Below are 15202 nucleotides of genomic sequence, written 5' to 3'. Positions count from 1 at the left end.
CAACGAGCACAGGGAAACGCCGGATCACCGCAGCGCCCCCCTTCCGGACCGCCGCACGGGCATGGGATGCGCGCTTCGGACCACCCGAACGCAGCGCCGGGGACCGCCCGACGAGCACCTCGCCGCAGTCACACTCGGGGGCGCGCACAGAGGAACACGGGATCACCGCAGCGCCCCCTTCCGGACCGCCACACGCGCCTTGGCAACACGCTTCGGACCGCCCGACCGCAGCAACGCGACCCCGGCCGGCACCCCGAGCAGTGCCGTCCAGGCGCCGGCGGGTGTCTCGACGGGGGCGAGTGCGAGGCGGGCCGGGACATCGGCGACGGCCACCACGACCGCGCCCCACGCCGCCGACCACGGCAGCCAGCGCACCGCGTCGGCGGCGGGCGCGAGCCGGCGCGCCAGATGCGGGGCGAGGAACCCGACCCAGGCCACCGGCCCGCACACGGCCGTCACGGGGGCGATCAGCACGATCGCGATGGCCAGCGCGGCGAACCGGGCGCGCTGCGCCCGCACACCCAGCGCCTCGGCGTCCTCGTCGCCGAGCCGCAGCACCGACAGCACCGGCGCGCACAGCACCAGCGCCGGAACGGCCACCAGCAGCCACGGCCACAGCCCCGTGACGTCCTCCCAGGTGCGACCGGAGAGCGAACCGAGCAGATAGCGGTAGATGAGCTGGAGGTCGAGCTGGTCGGCCATCACCATGAGGACCAGCAGCGCGGCCTGCAACGCGGCGGCGACGGCGGCCCCGGTCAGCAGGACCGCCGACGGGCTGCGCCCCAGACCGGCCGCGAGCAGCGTGAGTCCGCCGCCCAGCACGGCCCCGCCGATGGCGAGCAGCGGCTGGACGGCGGCGGGCAGGGACACGGCCAGCACGAGCGGCGCGGCGACGCCCAGCGCGGCACCCGAGGAGACGCCCAGCATCTCGGGCACGGCCAGCGGATTGCGCAGCGCCTCCTGGAGCACGAGGCCCGCCGCGCCCAGGCAGGCACCGGCCACGAGCGCCAGTACCAGCCGGGGCAGGCGCAGTTCGCCGACGACGATCCCGGCGAGTGAGGCGTCCCCCTCCAGCAGCGCACCGGGCAGCCGGTGCGGCGCGACCCAGGGCGTGCCCAGAGTCAGCGCGCAGCCGGACGCGACGAGCAGCAGCCCGAGCACGGCGGCCAGTTGCCACCGCCCTCGGGTGCGCGCGGCCGGTCCGGCGACGACTTGGTCCGGGTGGGCGGCGGGCGCACTCACCGCAGCGCGGCCGTGGCCTCGTCCAACACGATCCCCAGCGAACGGGTGCCGCGCCCCTTGGCCCACACCTCGGAGTCGACCTCGTGCACGTCCCCGTTCCGCACGGCGGGGATCTTCCCCCACAGGGGGTTCTTGGCCAGCTTCTCCGACAGCTTGCCGTCCGGCTCGCCGAAGGAGATCGTCTCGACGAACATCACGTCGACGTCCCGCGCGAGGATCTCCTCAAGGCTGTAACTGCCCTCCACGCCCCGCGACTTCCACGGGTAGTGGGCGATCTTCGGGAAGAGACTGGCGGCCACGTCCCCTTCCGGGGTGGCGACACCGAAATTCTCGTCGCTGCCGTAGATGATGAGCGCGGTCTTGTCGCTCTTGGCCGCCTCGGCCTTGGCGAGCTTGGCACGGAAGGCCTTCTCGGCCTTCTCGCCCTCGGCGGTACGGCCGGTCAGCGCGGCGGCGTCGCGCAGGTAACCCACGCTGTCCTGCCAGGTCTCGGGCTGCATCGGCCAGAACGTGGTGGCGTCCTTGAGCGCCGGGGCCAGCTTGCCGTGGGTGTCCTTGAGGCCGATCACGAGGTCGGGCTTGTGGGAGAGGATCGCCTCCACCTCGGGCGCGATGAAACCGCCCGGCACGATGTCGACCTGCTTCGCCTTCTCCTTGCCGAGGAAGTCGGGGTGGGCGAGCAGCGCGTTGTTCGTGGCCGTCGGGACGATGCCCAGCTCGGTCAGGATGTCGTCGCAGAGCGCGAACAGGCAGACGATGCGCCGTGGTTCCTTCTTCAGGGAGATCTTCACGCCGCCGGTGTCGGTGAGCGTGCGCGTGGCCTTGATGGGTTCCACGGTGACGTCCGTCGTCGCGCCGGCCGCAGCGCGGTCGCCCGCGGCGGGCTTGGCGGATTCGGAGCCGGAGCTGCCGCATCCGGCCAGGACGGAGCCAACTATCGCGGCGGTGAGCCAGTTTCGGACGAATCTCGACGGTGCGCGCAGCACGATGCCCTCGCTTCTTCTCTTCTCGGGGTCTGCTTCGGGTCTTCTTCGGGGACCGGAACGCGACGACAATACATGATAATCGTTTTCATTCTCAGGTTCGTTTCCTGGTTGGTGCCCGGCCGGCTCATGGCTGGCTCCTGGCCGGTTCCTGCCTCCGCCCGCTACCGATGGAGATCCCCGTGTCCGCCGATCCCTTGCTGCTCGTCTCCGACCATCTGGCCGGATGCGTCTACGTGTTGACCGTGCCGGACGGCACGGAGGCAGGCCGTCTCGACGGCCGCCATCTGTCCGAGCACGCGGGGTTCCTGGCCCTGCCGGGCGGGCGGGTGGCGTGCGTGGACGACCGCAGGGGCGAATTGCTGGTGCTCGATCCGTACGGCCCCGAACTGGTGGCGGCCGCGATACCGGTGGCGGTGCCGGCCGAGCATTTCTCCGTCGACCCCTCGGGGCGGTGGGCGGCCGTCACGACGGGACTCGGCAAGAACGCCGAGCCGTGGTCGGACCTGCTGACGGTCGCCGACCTGGAGACGGGGCGCGCGACGCGGGTCCGCACGCGCGTGGGCGAACCCGGCGTGACGGTGCTGGGCGGTGGGGACGGCGGGTTCCTGGGGAGCGACGCCGGGAGCGGCGAGTCCCCGGGGAGCGACATCGGGGAGGGCGGCGGCCCGCTCGTCGTCCTGCGGCACCGCGAGCCCGGCGCCCTGGCCGTCCACCGGTTCGCCGACCTGCTGGCCGCCCCGCCCGGCTGCCCGCGCGTCACCCCCGCGGCACTGCTCCCACTGCCCGACGACGGCCATGGCGACGCCCAACTCCCCGCGCAAGGACTGGTGTTCGCGGCCACGGGAGAGGGCGTCCACCGGGCGCGCCGCACGGGCGAGGACCTGGTTCCGCAGCCGGTGATTCCGTGGGGCGCGCACGCCCGGGGCTGGTATCTGCGCCTCGACACGCGCCGGCCGGCCTTGTGGTCGACGCTGCGAGGCGGTCCCGCGGACCCGCTCCGGTGGCCGGAGTGGACCAATCAGGCCTGGCGCCACGACCTGATGACGGACGTGACGACCCTGACCGACCTCGGCCCCGGCCTGGTCTTCCGGCTGACCCTGGCCAGGGACCACACCGCGTTCACCCGCGTCCACCCGGACGGCGACGAACTGGTCCTGCTCGCCGCCGACAACACCGACCGCCGCGTCACCCTCCCGGCCATGGACGGTGCCCCGCGACGCGGCGGCACACCCTGGGAGGGCGTCCAGCGCCGGGCGGTGGCCGCGTCACCCGGCTCGCACTGGGTCGCCGTCACCCGCGGCGGCCACGGCGAGGTCCACCTGGTCGACGCGCGGACGGGCGACGAGGCGGCCCGCCTGAAGCTGCCGACGCCCCTGGACCACGGAGGCCACGCGACGCTCCGCACGCGGTCGGACGGCGCCGAAGGGGACCCCGTGGGGCGGTGAGGTCTCCGGGCCACCCCTCGTCGCGCGCCGAGAGGCCGGGGGACGCGACGCGGGGTGCCTCGGCAGGCGTACGGGAGACGGCACGCGGCCGGAGGCCGGGCACCTCGGGGAACGGGCGGCAGACGGCACGCGACCGGACGCCAGGCACCTCGGGGAACGGGCGGCAGACGGCCGGAGGCGGACCGCCGCGCGGCGCCGGAACCGCCCGGCGTCAGCCGAGGAACGACAGCCGCACCTTGCGTTCATGGTTGTCGATGTTCGTGTCCACCAGGCACACCGACTGCCACGTGCCCAGCTCCAGGCGCCCGCCGATCACCGGCAGCGTCGCGTGCGGCGGGACGATGGCCGGCAGGACGTGGTCGCGGCCGTGGCCCCGGCTGCCGTGGCTGTGCTGCCAGCGGTCGTCCGCCGGGAGCAGGGTGTGCAGGGCGGCGAGGAGGTCGTCGTCGCTGCCGGCTCCCGTCTCGATGACGGCGATCCCGGCCGTGGCGTGCGGGACGAAGACGTTGAGGAGGCCGTCACGGCCGCCCGCCGCCTCCCGCAGGAAGGCCTCGCAGTCACGGGTCAGATCGACGACCCGCTCCCGGGACCCGGTGGAAACGGTCAGAACTCGGGTGGTGAACGCATCGGACATGCCCCCATCCTGACGCAAACGGGTCGGTGGGCGCCCCCGGTCGACCGGACGCTGATACCGGAGATCCACTTCCGAGACACCGTTGACCGTGCGCACGACTCCAAGACCGTCGCGCCGGTGACACCACCAAGCCGCCGAAACCCCGGCCCCCGGTCCCGGTCCCGGCCCCGTTCCCCTCGTCCCCGCCTCCTCCCGCCGCGCCTGCGTCCCCCGCTGAGGACGGCGGGAGGAGGCGGGGCCGGTGCGGGTGCGCCGCCGCTGCTGGTGGCGGGCGGACGTTGAGGCCCGGGACCGGCCGGGAAGACCGGCGCCCCCTCCCCTGTTGGTAGAAGCGTGAACAACATGCGTGAGGTGGACGTGGTCGTGGTGGGCGCCGGGCAGGCGGGTCTGGCCGGCGCCCACCACCTGCGGCGCACCGGTTTCCGGCCGGACCGGGACTTCGTGGTGCTCGACCACTCCCCCGGTCCGGGCGGCGCCTGGCAGTTCCGGTGGCCGTCGCTGACGTACGGCAAGGTGCACGGCATGCACTCCCTGCCCGGCATGGAACTCACCGACGCGGACCCCGCACGGCCGTCGTCGCAGGTCGTCACCGAGTACTTCGCCACGTACGAGCGGACCTTCGACCTGCGGGTACGGCGTCCCGTCGACGTCCGCGCGGTACGGGAGGCCGACGAGGGGCGGCTGCTGGTCGAGACCTCGGACGGGAACTGGGTGACACGGGCGCTGATCAACGCGACCGGCACCTGGGATCGGCCGTTCTGGCCGCGTTACCCCGGCCAGGAGACCTTCCGGGGGCGGCAGCTGCACACCGCGCAGTACCCGGGGCCCGAGGCGTTCGCCGGGCAGCGGGTCGTCGTGGTGGGCGGCGGCGCGTCCGGCACGCAGCACCTGCTGGAGATCGCCCCGCTCGCGGCCTCCACCACGTGGGTGACCCGGCGCCCGCCCGTTTTCCTGGAGGGCCCCTTCGACGAGGAGGCGGGCCGGGCCGCGGTCGCGCTGGTCGAGGAGCGGGTACGGCAGGGGCTGCCGCCCAGAAGCGTCGTCTCGGTGACCGGCCTGCCGCTCACCGACGCGATCCGGCAGGGGCTGCGGGAGGGTGTGCTGGACCGGCAGCCCGTGTTCGACCGGATCACGCCGGACGGCGTGGCGTGGGACGACGGCCGGCGGGTGGCTGCCGACGTCATCCTGTGGGCGACCGGTTTCCGCCCCGCCGTCGACCATCTCGCGCCCCTGCGGCTGCGCGAACCCGGCGGCGGGATCCGCGTCGAGGGCACCCGCGCAGTCGCCGACCCGCGCGTCCACCTCGTCGGCTACGGCCCGTCGGCCAGCACCATCGGCGCCAACCGCGCGGGACGCGCGGCCGTGCGGGACATCAGGCGGCTGCTGGCCGGTGAGCCCGTGCCGGTGGCAGCGTGACCTCCCGCACGGCTCATCCGGGGGCGGGTGACTTCTTCTGGTTGCGGTTGAACTCGGCGACGTTGCGCCGGTGTTCGGCGTAGTCGGCGGTGAAGCGGGTGTCGCCGGGCTTGACGGTGACGAAGTACAGCCAGTTCCCCGGCGTCGGGTTGATCGCCGCACGCATCGCCTCCTCGCCCGGATTGTCGATCGGCGTGGGCGGCAGGCCCATGCGCTGGTACGAGTTGTAGGGGCTGTCGAGCCGGGTGTCCTTCGCGGTCGTCCTCAGCGTGGACCGGCCCAGCGCGTAGTTGATGGTGGAGTCCATCTGGAGCGGCATGCCGCGCTCCAGCCGGTTGAAGATGACCCGGGCCACCTTGCCCATGTCCTGCTTGGTGGCCGCCTCCGCCTGCACGATGCTCGCGATGGTGACCGCCTGGTAGACGTTCATCGCGTTGCGCTCCGCACCGGCCGCGATCGGGGCGCCGTCGAACTTCTTGTGGGCCGTGTCCGCCATCGCCCTCAGGAGCTGTTCCGGTGTCGACTTCTCGTCCAGCGGGTACGTCGCCGGGAAGAGGTAGCCCTCGGGGTTGCCCTCGGCGTCGTTCGGCAGCCTCAGGTCGGTCTTGGCCAACGACTTCTTGGTCGTGCCCGCGGGCAGGGCGAGGGCCTTGTCGACGGCCTCGTAGACCTGGTTCGCGCGCCAGCCCTCGGGGATCACCAGGGAGGTGGGCCGGGTGTCCTCGTCGCCGCCCATGGTCAGCAGCGGCACCGCCACGGCGGTGCCGGCCACGACGGCTCCGGTCGCGATGAGGGCGAGACGGCCCCGGCGCGTCAGTCGAATCGTGCTCCGTGGCGGAGTGTTCATCTGCATGCGGGCACGGTAACCCGCTAAACGTCATAAAACCGGCATATCGTCATTTTGTCAGCTCCAGTCGGGCGTCCCTGCGGACCAGTGCCGCGTATGTGCCGTTGCGCTCCAGCAGCTCCTCGTGCGTGCCGTGTTCGGCGACCCGGCCCGCGTCGAGGACCACGATCTGGTCGGCACCCCGAATGGTGGACAGGCGGTGCGCGATGGTGAGCGTGGTGCGGTTGGCCGACAGCGCGTCGACGGCCGCCTGCACGGCATGCTCGGTGCGGGTGTCCAGCGCGCTGGTCGCCTCGTCGAGGATGAGGACCGGCGGGTCGCGCAGGATGGTGCGGGCGATGGCCAGGCGCTGCTTCTCACCGCCGGAGAAGCGGTGCCCGCGCTCGCCCACGACAGTGTCGTAGCCGTCGGGCAGGCCGGCGATGTGGTCGTGGATCTGCGCGGCCTTCGCCGCCGCGTGCAGTTCCTCGTCAGTGGCGTCCGGCTTGGCGAAGCGCAGGTTGTCGGCGACGGAGGCGTGGAAGAGGTACGTCTCCTGGGAGACGACGCCGATCGCGCGCGCGAGGGTGTCGAAGTCGAGGTCGCGCACGTCGACCCCGTCGAGGGTGACCCGGCCGCCCGTGACGTCGTACAGCCGCGGGACCAGGTGGCCCAGCGTGGACTTGCCGGCCCCGGTAGGGCCGACGACGGCGAGGCTGCTGCCCGCGGGGACGGCGATGTCGATGTCACGGAGGACCGGGTCGCCCTTGTCGTCGTAGCGGAACTCGACGTTCTCGAAGCGGATCTCCCCCCTGATCCGGTCGAGGTGGATCGGGTTCTCGCGCTCGGTGATGTCGATGGGCAGGTCCAGGTACTCGAAGATGCGCTGGAACAGCGCGAGCGAGGTCTGGATCTGCACACCGGTCGACAGCAGGCTGACGGCCGGACGGAACAGGCCCTGCTGGAGCGAGACGAAGGCCACGATCGTGCCGATGGAGACCTGCGGGCCGCCCAACTGGAGCGCCATGCCGGCGGTCCAGTAGATGACGGCGGGCATGGCGGCCATGACGATCGTGATCACGGCCATGCGCCAGCGCCCGGCCATGTTCGACCGCACCTCCAGGTCGACCAGGCGCTCGGACTCGTCGGCGAAGGCGCTGGTGAGCGAGTCGGAGCGGCCCATCGTGCGGCCCAGCAGAATGCCGCTCACGGACAGCGACTCGGTGACCGTGGCGGCCATCGCGGCCATCTGCTTCTGCTTGCGGGTGGTGATCTTCTTGCGTTCGTTGCCGACTCTCCGGCTGATCCAGACGAACACCGGCAGCAACAGCAGCGAGACGACGGTCAGCCGCCAGTCGAGGGCGAGCATCGCGACGATCGTGGCCACGACGGTGGTGAGGTTGGAGACCAGCGACGTCGCCGTGGAGGTGACGGTGGCCTGCATGCCGCCGATGTCATTGGCGATCCGGGACTGCACCTCGCCGGTGCGGGTGCGGGTGAAGAAGGCGAGCGACATGCGCTGGAGCCGGTCGTAGACGGCGGTGCGCAGATCGTGCATGACGCGCTGGCCGACAGTCGTGGAGATCAGGGTCTGCAGCACGCCGAAGACGCTGGTGAGGACGGCGCTGAGGATCATGCCGAGGGCGAGCAGGCTGAGCAGCCCCGTGCGCCCCTCGGGGATCGCGACGTCGAGCGTCTCCTTCAGCAGGAAGGGTGTGGCGACCGAGACCAGCGACGCGGCCCCGACCAGCAGACCGACGATCGCGAGACGGCCCCGGTAGGGGCGGAAGAGCTTCAGGATGCGGCGGACCTGCCGCGGCTGCTCCTCGGAGTCGGCCGACGGGGTCCAGGCGGGTTCGTGATCGGGGTGCATGGGCTCCTACGGAGATGACGGGGGCGGCGCCGCGACGTCCGGCGACGAGTGGGCGGTGAAGCGCGCCGAGTGGTTGACGGATGGGGGCGGGGTGTCGGCTCGGGCCGGGATGGGACGGGGTGGCGGAGGTGGGGCGGGCGGCCGGTCCGCCGACGTGGTCAGTGGTGCGGTCCGTGGCGGGTTCACGGCACGACCGTGAGGGGCCCGCGACGCGGTTCGCGCTACTCGAAGGAGCCTAACTCATTGTTACCTATACTCACAATGAACAATGTCCTGGTACTGTTCCCCGCATGACCACCGCCGACTCCGACGGCCCCCTCGCCGAACAACTGCTGCGCCTCACCCGCCGGATGCACCGCATCCAGAAGCGCCATTTCCAGCAGGGCGGCCTGGGTATCACGCCGGCGCAGGCCCGGCTGCTGCGCACGCTGGCGCACTACCCCTCGCCGCCCCGCATGGCCGACCTGGCCGAGCGCCTTGAGGTGGTCCCCCGCGCGGTGACGACGCTCGTCGACGGACTCGAGGCGAGCGGCACGGTGCGCCGGGTTCCGGACCCGACGAACCGCCGGGTGATCCGGATCGAGCTCACGGCCCACGGACACCGGGCCGTGGCCGAACTGCACGGCGCGCGCCGGGCCGCGGCGGAGGAAATCCTCGCGCCCCTGACGGCGGAGCAGCGGAAGGTGCTCGGAGGTCTCCTCGACACCTTGGTGGACGGCACGCCCGAGGAGCACCGGCACGGCCCTGACGAGGAACAGCGCACCTGCTGAACCCCACCGGGACTCACGTGACAGGCACAGCCGCGGCCTGGGCAACGGCCGGATCACCGTGCCCGCCGCCGCGGGCCGGCGGCATACGCGGGGCCGGGGCCGGGGCCGCCCGTCGGCACCGAAAAACCGTTTGCCTCCCACCACTGTGCGACGCGAACCTGTCACGGTTTGTTGTTCGCGCACAGCGCCTCCCCTCCTCTCCTCTGCCGACCTGCGAGCCACTGGGACGTCATGCAGATCCAAGACCTTCCGTATCCCGACCCGGGTGAGCCGGACGCCCGCTCGGGGCCCCGATTCCTGTGGTGGCTCTTCCGGAACCAACTGGGCGGCCAGTCCAAGTCGTTGGCCTGGGGTCTGCTGCACTTCGGTGCCGTCTCCGCCCTGCCGTTCTGCGTGGGCCTCGCCGTGCAGGCCGTCGTGGACCGCTCCGGCACCCGTCTCGCGCTGGCCGGTGCCCTGATGGCGCTGGTGTGCGTCGCCAACGCCGTGGGTGACACCTTCCTGCACCGGACCGCCGTCACCAACTGGATCACGGCCGCCGCCCGCGTCCAGCAGTTGCTGGCTCGCAAGGCCGCCCAGCTGGGCTCGGCCCTGACCCGCCGCGTCGCGGCCGGTGAGGTCGTCGCCGTGTCCACCGGGGACGTCGAGAAGATCGGCTGGTTCGTGGAAGCACTGTCGCGCTTCACCGCGGCGCTCCTCACCATCGTTTTCGTCTGCATCGGCCTCCTCGTCTACCAGCCCGCCCTCGGCGTGATCGTCGCCGTGGGCCTGCCCGTCCTCGCCGTCGCCGTCCTGCCGCTGCTGCCCCGCGCCACCCGGCGTGCCGACGCGCAGCGCGAGAAGGCCGGCCGCGCCACCGAACTTGCCTCGGACACCGTCGCCGGTCTGCGCGTACTGCGCGGCATCGGTGGCGAGGAACTGTTCCTCGACCGCTACCGCAGCGCCTCCCAGGAGGTCCGCCGCGCCGCCGTGCGCAGCGCCCGGATGTGGTCGCTGATCGCCGCCATCCAGGTCCTGCTGCCCGGCCTGCTGCTCATCGCGGTCGTCTGGCACGGCGTGCGCCTGACCCAAGAGGGCCGGATCGCCGTCGGCGAACTGGTCACGGTCTACAGCTCGGTCATGCTCCTGACGTATCCCTTGCGTCACTTCGAAGAGATCGCGATGGCCTACTCCTTCTCCCGCCCCTCGGCCAGGCGGGCCGCGGGGGTGCTGTCGCTGCAGAGGGCCACCGACACCGCGGGGTCGCGTGCCGCCGGCATCCCGTCCGGCGACCTGTACGACCCCGCCACCGGTCTGCTCGCTCCCGCCGGTCTGCTCACCGCCGTGGTGTGCGGCGACCCGGACGCGGCAGGGCGGCTGGCGGAACGCCTGGGCGGGCACGCCTCGGAGCGGAGCACCTCGGTGCTGCTGGGCGGGACACCGCTCGACGAACTGCCCCTGGACTCGGCCCGCACCGCCGTCCTCGTCCAGGACAAGGACCCGGTGCTGCTGTCGGGCACGCTGCGGGAACTGCTCGACGTACCCGCCTCGGGCGACGTCGCCCCCGCCGACGCGCTGGCGGCAGCCCACTGCGACGACGTGCTGGCGGCGCTCGCACAGGGCTCGCTGGACGCCGACGACCCGATGGACGCCCGTATCACCGAGCGCGGCCGGTCGCTGTCCGGCGGCCAGCGCCAGCGGCTCGCCCTCGCCCGGTCCCTGGTCACCGATCCGGAGGTGCTCGTCCTGGACGAGCCGACCTCCGCCGTCGACTCCCACACCGAGGCGCGGATCGCGCGAGGCGTCCGGGAGCTGCGGGCCGACCGCACGACCGTCGTGTTCACGTCGTCCCCGCTGCTGCTGGACCGCGCCGACCGCGTCGTCTTCCTGCACGACGAGCAGGTCGTCGCGGCGGGCACCCACCGCGAACTGGTGGCGACCGAACCCCGGTACCGGGCGGTCGTGACCCGCGAGACCGACGACGAGGCCGCCACGCGCCACGGCACGCTCCCAGGCGGGGCGTCCGGCCTGCACGTCCTGGAAGCACTCGAAGAGATCGAGGAGACCGCATGATCGGCGTGGCGCCACCGGCGTACGACCCGGCGGCACCGACCACGGCGAGCACCTTGCCGGTCGGCGCACCCGCGACCGTACGCGCCTACGTGAGCGAACTGCTGCGCCGGCACCGGCGCGCCTTCCTGCTCCTCGTCACCGTCAACACGGTCGCCGTGATCGCCTCCATGGCCGGTCCCTACCTGCTGGGTGGGCTCGTGGAGCGGGTGTCGGACGGGGCCGGGGAGCTGCGTCTCGAACTCACGGCCGGGCTGTTCGTGATCGCGCTGCTCGTCCAGGCCGCGTTCGTGCGTCAGGTGCGGCTGCGCGGCGCGATGCTCGGCGAGCGGATGCTGGCCGACCTGCGGGAGGACTTCCTCGTGCGGTCGGTCGGGCTGCCACCCGGTGTGCTGGAGCGCGCCGGGACGGGCGACCTGCTGTCCCGGATCACGACGGACGTCGACCGGCTCGCCAACGCGATGCGCGAGGCCGTACCGCAGTTGGCGATCGGTGTCGTCTGGGTGGGGCTGCTGCTCGGCGGGCTCGTCGTGACGGCTCCGCAGCTGGCGCCCGCCGTGCTGCTCGCCGTGCCGCTGCTGGTGATCGGCTGCCGCTGGTACTTCCGCCGGGCACCCTCCGCCTACCGCTCCGAGTCCGCCGGGTACGCCGCCGTGGCCGCCGCGCTCGCCGAGACCGTGGACGCCGGGCGGACCGTCGAGGCCCACCGTCTCGGTGACCGGCGCGTCGCCCTGTCGGAGCGCCGCATCAAGGAATGGACCGCCTGGGAGAACTACACGCTGTGGCTGCGGTCGGTGCTGTTCCCCGTCATCAACGTCACTCATGTCACCGTCCTCGGGTCCGTGCTGCTGATCGGCGGCGTGTTCGTCCTGGAGGGGTGGATCGGGGTCGGTCAGCTGACGACGGGCGCGCTGATCGCTCAGATGCTCGTCGACCCGGTGGGGCTGATCCTGCGCTGGTACGACGAGCTCCAGGTGGCGCAGGTGTCGCTGGCCCGGCTGGTCGGTGTCCGGGACATCGAGCCGGATGCGGGGGACGATTCGCTGACCCCCCAGGGGCGCGACGTGCGCGCCGACCGGGTGCACTTCGGCTACCGCGAGGGCGTCGACGTGCTGCGCAAGGTGTCCCTGGAGGTGCCACCGGGCACGCGGCTGGCGCTGGTCGGCCCCTCGGGCGCCGGCAAGTCCACCCTGGGCAGGCTGCTGGCCGGCATCTACGGGCCCCGGGACGGCACCATCACCCTGGGTGGCGCCGAACTCTCCCGGATGCCCGCCGAACGCACCCGCTCCCACGTCGCCCTCGTCAACCAGGAGCACCACGTCTTCGTCGGCTCCCTGCGCGACAACCTCAGGCTCGCCCGTGCGGGCGCCGAGGACGCCGAGCTGTGGGCGGCGCTGGGCGCCGTGGACGCGGACGGCTGGGCACGGGCGCTGGACGACGGCCTGGACACCGAGGTCGGCTCCGGCAGCCTCGCGCTGACCCCGGCGCAGGCCCAGCAGATCGCACTGGCCCGCCTGGTGCTGGCCGACCCGCACACCCTGGTCCTGGACGAGGCGACGTCCCTGCTCGACCCACGGGCGGCGCGTCATCTGGAGCGGTCCCTGGCCCGGGTTCTCGACGGCCGCACCGTGGTCGCCATCGCCCACCGACTGCACACCGCCCACGACGCCGACGTGATCGCCGTCGTGGAGAACGGCCGCATCAGCGAGCTCGGCAGCCACGACGAACTGGTCGCGGCCGACGGGGCGTACGCGGCGCTGTGGCGGTCGTGGCACGGATGACCCGGCCGGGCGCCGTCCGCGCCCCCGGGGCGGACCGGCGACCGGGAGCCGCGAGGTTCGAGGCGGGCCGTGGCCGGCCGGTCACCAGGTGCTGCCCGCTGCCGTTGCGCGGTCCCGAACCGGGGTGGAAGGCTGGAGGAAGGCACCGGCTCGGGGAGCGCCCGGGAACGATGTGGTCCGGCGACGGGTGGCGCCTGTGCTCCCGGCAGACGTGACCCACCGCGGTCCGCGACGGGAAGGGGCCCGTCCTCACCCCCTGGAGGTACCCGTGAACAGCGCCGACGGATGGGGAGACGACGTCTACCAGCCCGACGGATCCGAGCAGCGGGAGGACACGGGCCTGCTCGACGCGGAGGACACCCTCGAGTACGACGGTGTCGACGACCCGCTCGACCGCGGCTGGTCCCCGCCGGAACGGCCCCTCGCGGTGGAACACGTCGGCGTGACGGCTGCTGAGCGTCTCCTCGGCGAAACGCTGGATCAGCGCCTCGCCGAGGAGACGCCCGACCTCGCACCCCCAGACGGCGACGGTCTCGGCGACTCCCAGGGCACCGACGGCGAACTCCTGGACAACGAGGTCGGCCACGCCCGCTCCGGCCGGCTCGTCGCGCCCGACGAAGGGGCGCACGAGGACGAGGAGGAGGCACTCGTCGCCATGGACGTGGGCATCGACGGCGCGGCCGCCTCCGCCGAGGAGGCCGCCGTGCACATCATCGACGAGGACAGCCTGCCCGGCTGAGGCCGCCCACCGCGCGGCCCGCCCCACCACCCCGCCGCCGACTCCGCACGAGGAGCAGCCATGCAGCAGGACAAGCACCCCGCCTACCACTCCGTCGTCTTCCGTGACCGCTCCGCCGGGTACGCCTTCCTGACCCGGTCGACCGCGACCAGTGACCAGACCATCGAGTGGGACGACGGCGAGACCTACCCGGTCGTGGACGTGGAGATCTCCTCGGAGAGCCACCCGTTCTACACCGGCAAGGCCCGCACGGTGGACTCCGAGGGCCGGCTCGCCCGCTTCGAGCGGCGGTACGGCGGCGGCCGGGGTGGGCAGGGCACCGGCTGAGGAGCCGGCCCCGAGGCGGACGCCTGCTCCCCCGGGCCGGGTGGCTGCTGCCGCCGGCCGGGCTGCGACGGGTCGGGCTGCTCCCGTTCCCGTGCATCGGGGTGCTGTCACCGGCCGGGCTGCTCCCGTGGGTCGGGCGGCTACTGGGGGCCGGGCTCCGGCCAACGGAGCGGCACCGGGCGAGGGTCGGCCCCCGTGCGCAGGAGGAGCAAAGGCACCGGCCGCCAGAACGGCACCCGCCGTCAGATGAAGTTGAGCGCCGCCGCGCAGCCGAACCCGCCGAGCAGCATGAACGCCGGCATCAGCACCTTGAGCTCGATCCAGCTGCCCGCCCGGAACCGCATGACCCTCGGCGGCCCGATCGGGTACCACCGCTTGCGGCCGACCGGGATCGGCCACAGGATCGGGCAGCCGGACACCGTCAGCGCGTCGCCGAGGTCGTGCACCAGCGCGCCCAGCACGATCGGCAGCCCCAGCCACAGGTACTCCTGGCCCGGCGCCGTGAACAGCCAGTCCGCGCCGTTGCCCGGCTTGTCCAGGACACCCGCGAGGATCCAGGCGCTGGTCGCCGCCAGCAGCCAGACCAGGACGTCGCTGCTGGAGCCGCGGGTCGCCCGCCACAGCAGCCCTTCTATCGCCAGCACGATGTGCACGAAGAGGATCGCCAGCACGGCCCGGCGTCCCCCGGTCACCGCCAGCACCGAGGTGCCCGCGCCGATCAGCACGGCCCACAGCCAGGTGTGCGTGAGCGTGCGGTGCCCGCCCGAGCGGCGCGGGTCGCCCTGCTTCTTCGTCGCCTTGTAGACGGCGTAGGACAGCTTGTCGACAATCTCGCACAGCCCCCGCGACAGCGGTCCGAAGGCCCGCGAGATGGTGGCCGCCTTGTGGTCGAGGTCGGGGGCGAGCGCGGCCCCGGCGCAGAGCAGCGCGCCCACCAGCAGGACGGGCCAGGGCATCGTGTGTCCGGCTGCGGCGGCCGCCGCTCCGGCACCGAGCCAGGCGGCGGCGCCCGACAGTGAGTGCGCTGGTCCCATCATCGCCGTAGCCCGCCCCATCCCTCGCATAGCGCTGTCCAGTTGACCGGGGGCGCTGACGCGCCGTCGGCGACACAGCG

Annotated in this window: 13 protein-coding genes; 7 read left to right on the top strand and 6 right to left on the bottom strand. The window is 73.0% G+C overall.

Annotated elements, in window-relative coordinates; translation table 11 throughout:
- Positions 1-162 precede the first annotated feature (162 nt).
- Together AB0M97_RS25695 and AB0M97_RS25690 are read right to left on the bottom strand one after the other, a co-directional pair.
- Entirely contained in the window at positions 163-1149 is a 987-nt protein-coding gene (locus AB0M97_RS25695; protein WP_365963365.1) for an iron ABC transporter permease, read from the bottom strand.
- Between the two features lie 89 nt (positions 1150-1238).
- On the bottom strand, positions 1239-2225 hold the full coding sequence (locus AB0M97_RS25690) for an ABC transporter substrate-binding protein (protein WP_365963364.1): 987 nt from the start codon (positions 2223-2225) through the stop codon (positions 1239-1241).
- Between the two features lie 170 nt (positions 2226-2395).
- Here AB0M97_RS25690 and AB0M97_RS25685 point away from each other — a divergent pair, with 170 nt between their 5' ends.
- Positions 2396-3673, top strand: coding sequence for a hypothetical protein (locus AB0M97_RS25685; RefSeq protein ID WP_365963337.1), 1278 nt, complete (start codon positions 2396-2398; stop codon positions 3671-3673).
- Positions 3674-3884: 211 nt separating this feature from the next.
- Here the strand turns inward: AB0M97_RS25685 and AB0M97_RS25680 are convergent, their stop codons facing one another.
- Positions 3885-4307, bottom strand: a complete 423-nt coding sequence (locus tag AB0M97_RS25680) for a secondary thiamine-phosphate synthase enzyme YjbQ (protein WP_365963336.1) — start codon at positions 4305-4307, stop codon at positions 3885-3887.
- 333 nt (positions 4308-4640) lie between these two features.
- Between AB0M97_RS25680 and AB0M97_RS25675 the strand changes: the two genes are divergently transcribed.
- Positions 4641-5723, top strand: a complete 1083-nt coding sequence (locus AB0M97_RS25675) for an NAD(P)-binding domain-containing protein (RefSeq protein WP_365963335.1) — start codon at positions 4641-4643, stop codon at positions 5721-5723.
- A 13-nt stretch (positions 5724-5736) separates the two neighbouring features.
- Here the strand turns inward: AB0M97_RS25675 and mltG are convergent, their stop codons facing one another.
- The gene (gene mltG, locus AB0M97_RS25670; RefSeq protein WP_365963334.1) at positions 5737-6576 is read right to left on the bottom strand and encodes an endolytic transglycosylase MltG; all 840 of its coding nucleotides are present in this window, start codon (positions 6574-6576) and stop codon (positions 5737-5739) included.
- A gap of 43 nt (positions 6577-6619) precedes the next feature.
- A complete protein-coding gene (locus AB0M97_RS25665) occupies positions 6620-8422 on the bottom strand; it encodes an ABC transporter ATP-binding protein (RefSeq protein WP_365963333.1) in 1803 nt (600 codons plus the stop codon).
- A 290-nt stretch (positions 8423-8712) separates the two neighbouring features.
- On the opposite strand from AB0M97_RS25665, the gene AB0M97_RS25660 reads away from it, so the two are divergent.
- The 5 genes from AB0M97_RS25660 (at position 8713) to AB0M97_RS25640 (ending at position 14088) form a co-directional block, all read left to right on the top strand.
- Positions 8713-9192 (top strand): MarR family transcriptional regulator, encoded by a 480-nt coding sequence (locus tag AB0M97_RS25660; protein WP_365963332.1) that lies wholly within the window; start codon positions 8713-8715, stop codon positions 9190-9192.
- A gap of 231 nt (positions 9193-9423) precedes the next feature.
- Positions 9424-11244, top strand: a complete 1821-nt coding sequence (locus AB0M97_RS25655; protein ID WP_365963331.1) for an ABC transporter ATP-binding protein — start codon at positions 9424-9426, stop codon at positions 11242-11244.
- Positions 11241-13022, top strand: coding sequence for an ABC transporter ATP-binding protein (locus tag AB0M97_RS25650; RefSeq protein WP_365963330.1), 1782 nt, complete (start codon positions 11241-11243; stop codon positions 13020-13022). The genes AB0M97_RS25655 and AB0M97_RS25650 overlap by 4 nt, the downstream gene beginning before the upstream one ends.
- Positions 13023-13290: 268 nt before the next feature.
- Positions 13291-13761, top strand: a complete 471-nt coding sequence (locus tag AB0M97_RS25645; protein ID WP_365963329.1) for a DUF5709 domain-containing protein — start codon at positions 13291-13293, stop codon at positions 13759-13761.
- Positions 13762-13821: 60 nt separating this feature from the next.
- Positions 13822-14088: a type B 50S ribosomal protein L31 gene (locus AB0M97_RS25640; RefSeq protein WP_365963328.1), complete on the top strand. Its 267-nt coding sequence runs from the start codon at positions 13822-13824 to the stop codon at positions 14086-14088.
- A 242-nt stretch (positions 14089-14330) separates the two neighbouring features.
- Here the strand turns inward: AB0M97_RS25640 and AB0M97_RS25635 are convergent, their stop codons facing one another.
- A complete protein-coding gene (locus AB0M97_RS25635; protein WP_365963327.1) occupies positions 14331-15125 on the bottom strand; it encodes a metal-dependent hydrolase in 795 nt (264 codons plus the stop codon).
- Between the last annotated feature and the right edge of the window lie 77 nt (positions 15126-15202).

It is taken from the genome of Streptomyces sp. NPDC051207, assembly GCF_040682395.1.
In the GTDB taxonomy this organism is placed as follows: Bacteria; Actinomycetota; Actinomycetes; order Streptomycetales; family Streptomycetaceae; genus Streptomyces.
This window is presented reverse-complemented; position numbering and strand designations above follow the sequence as displayed.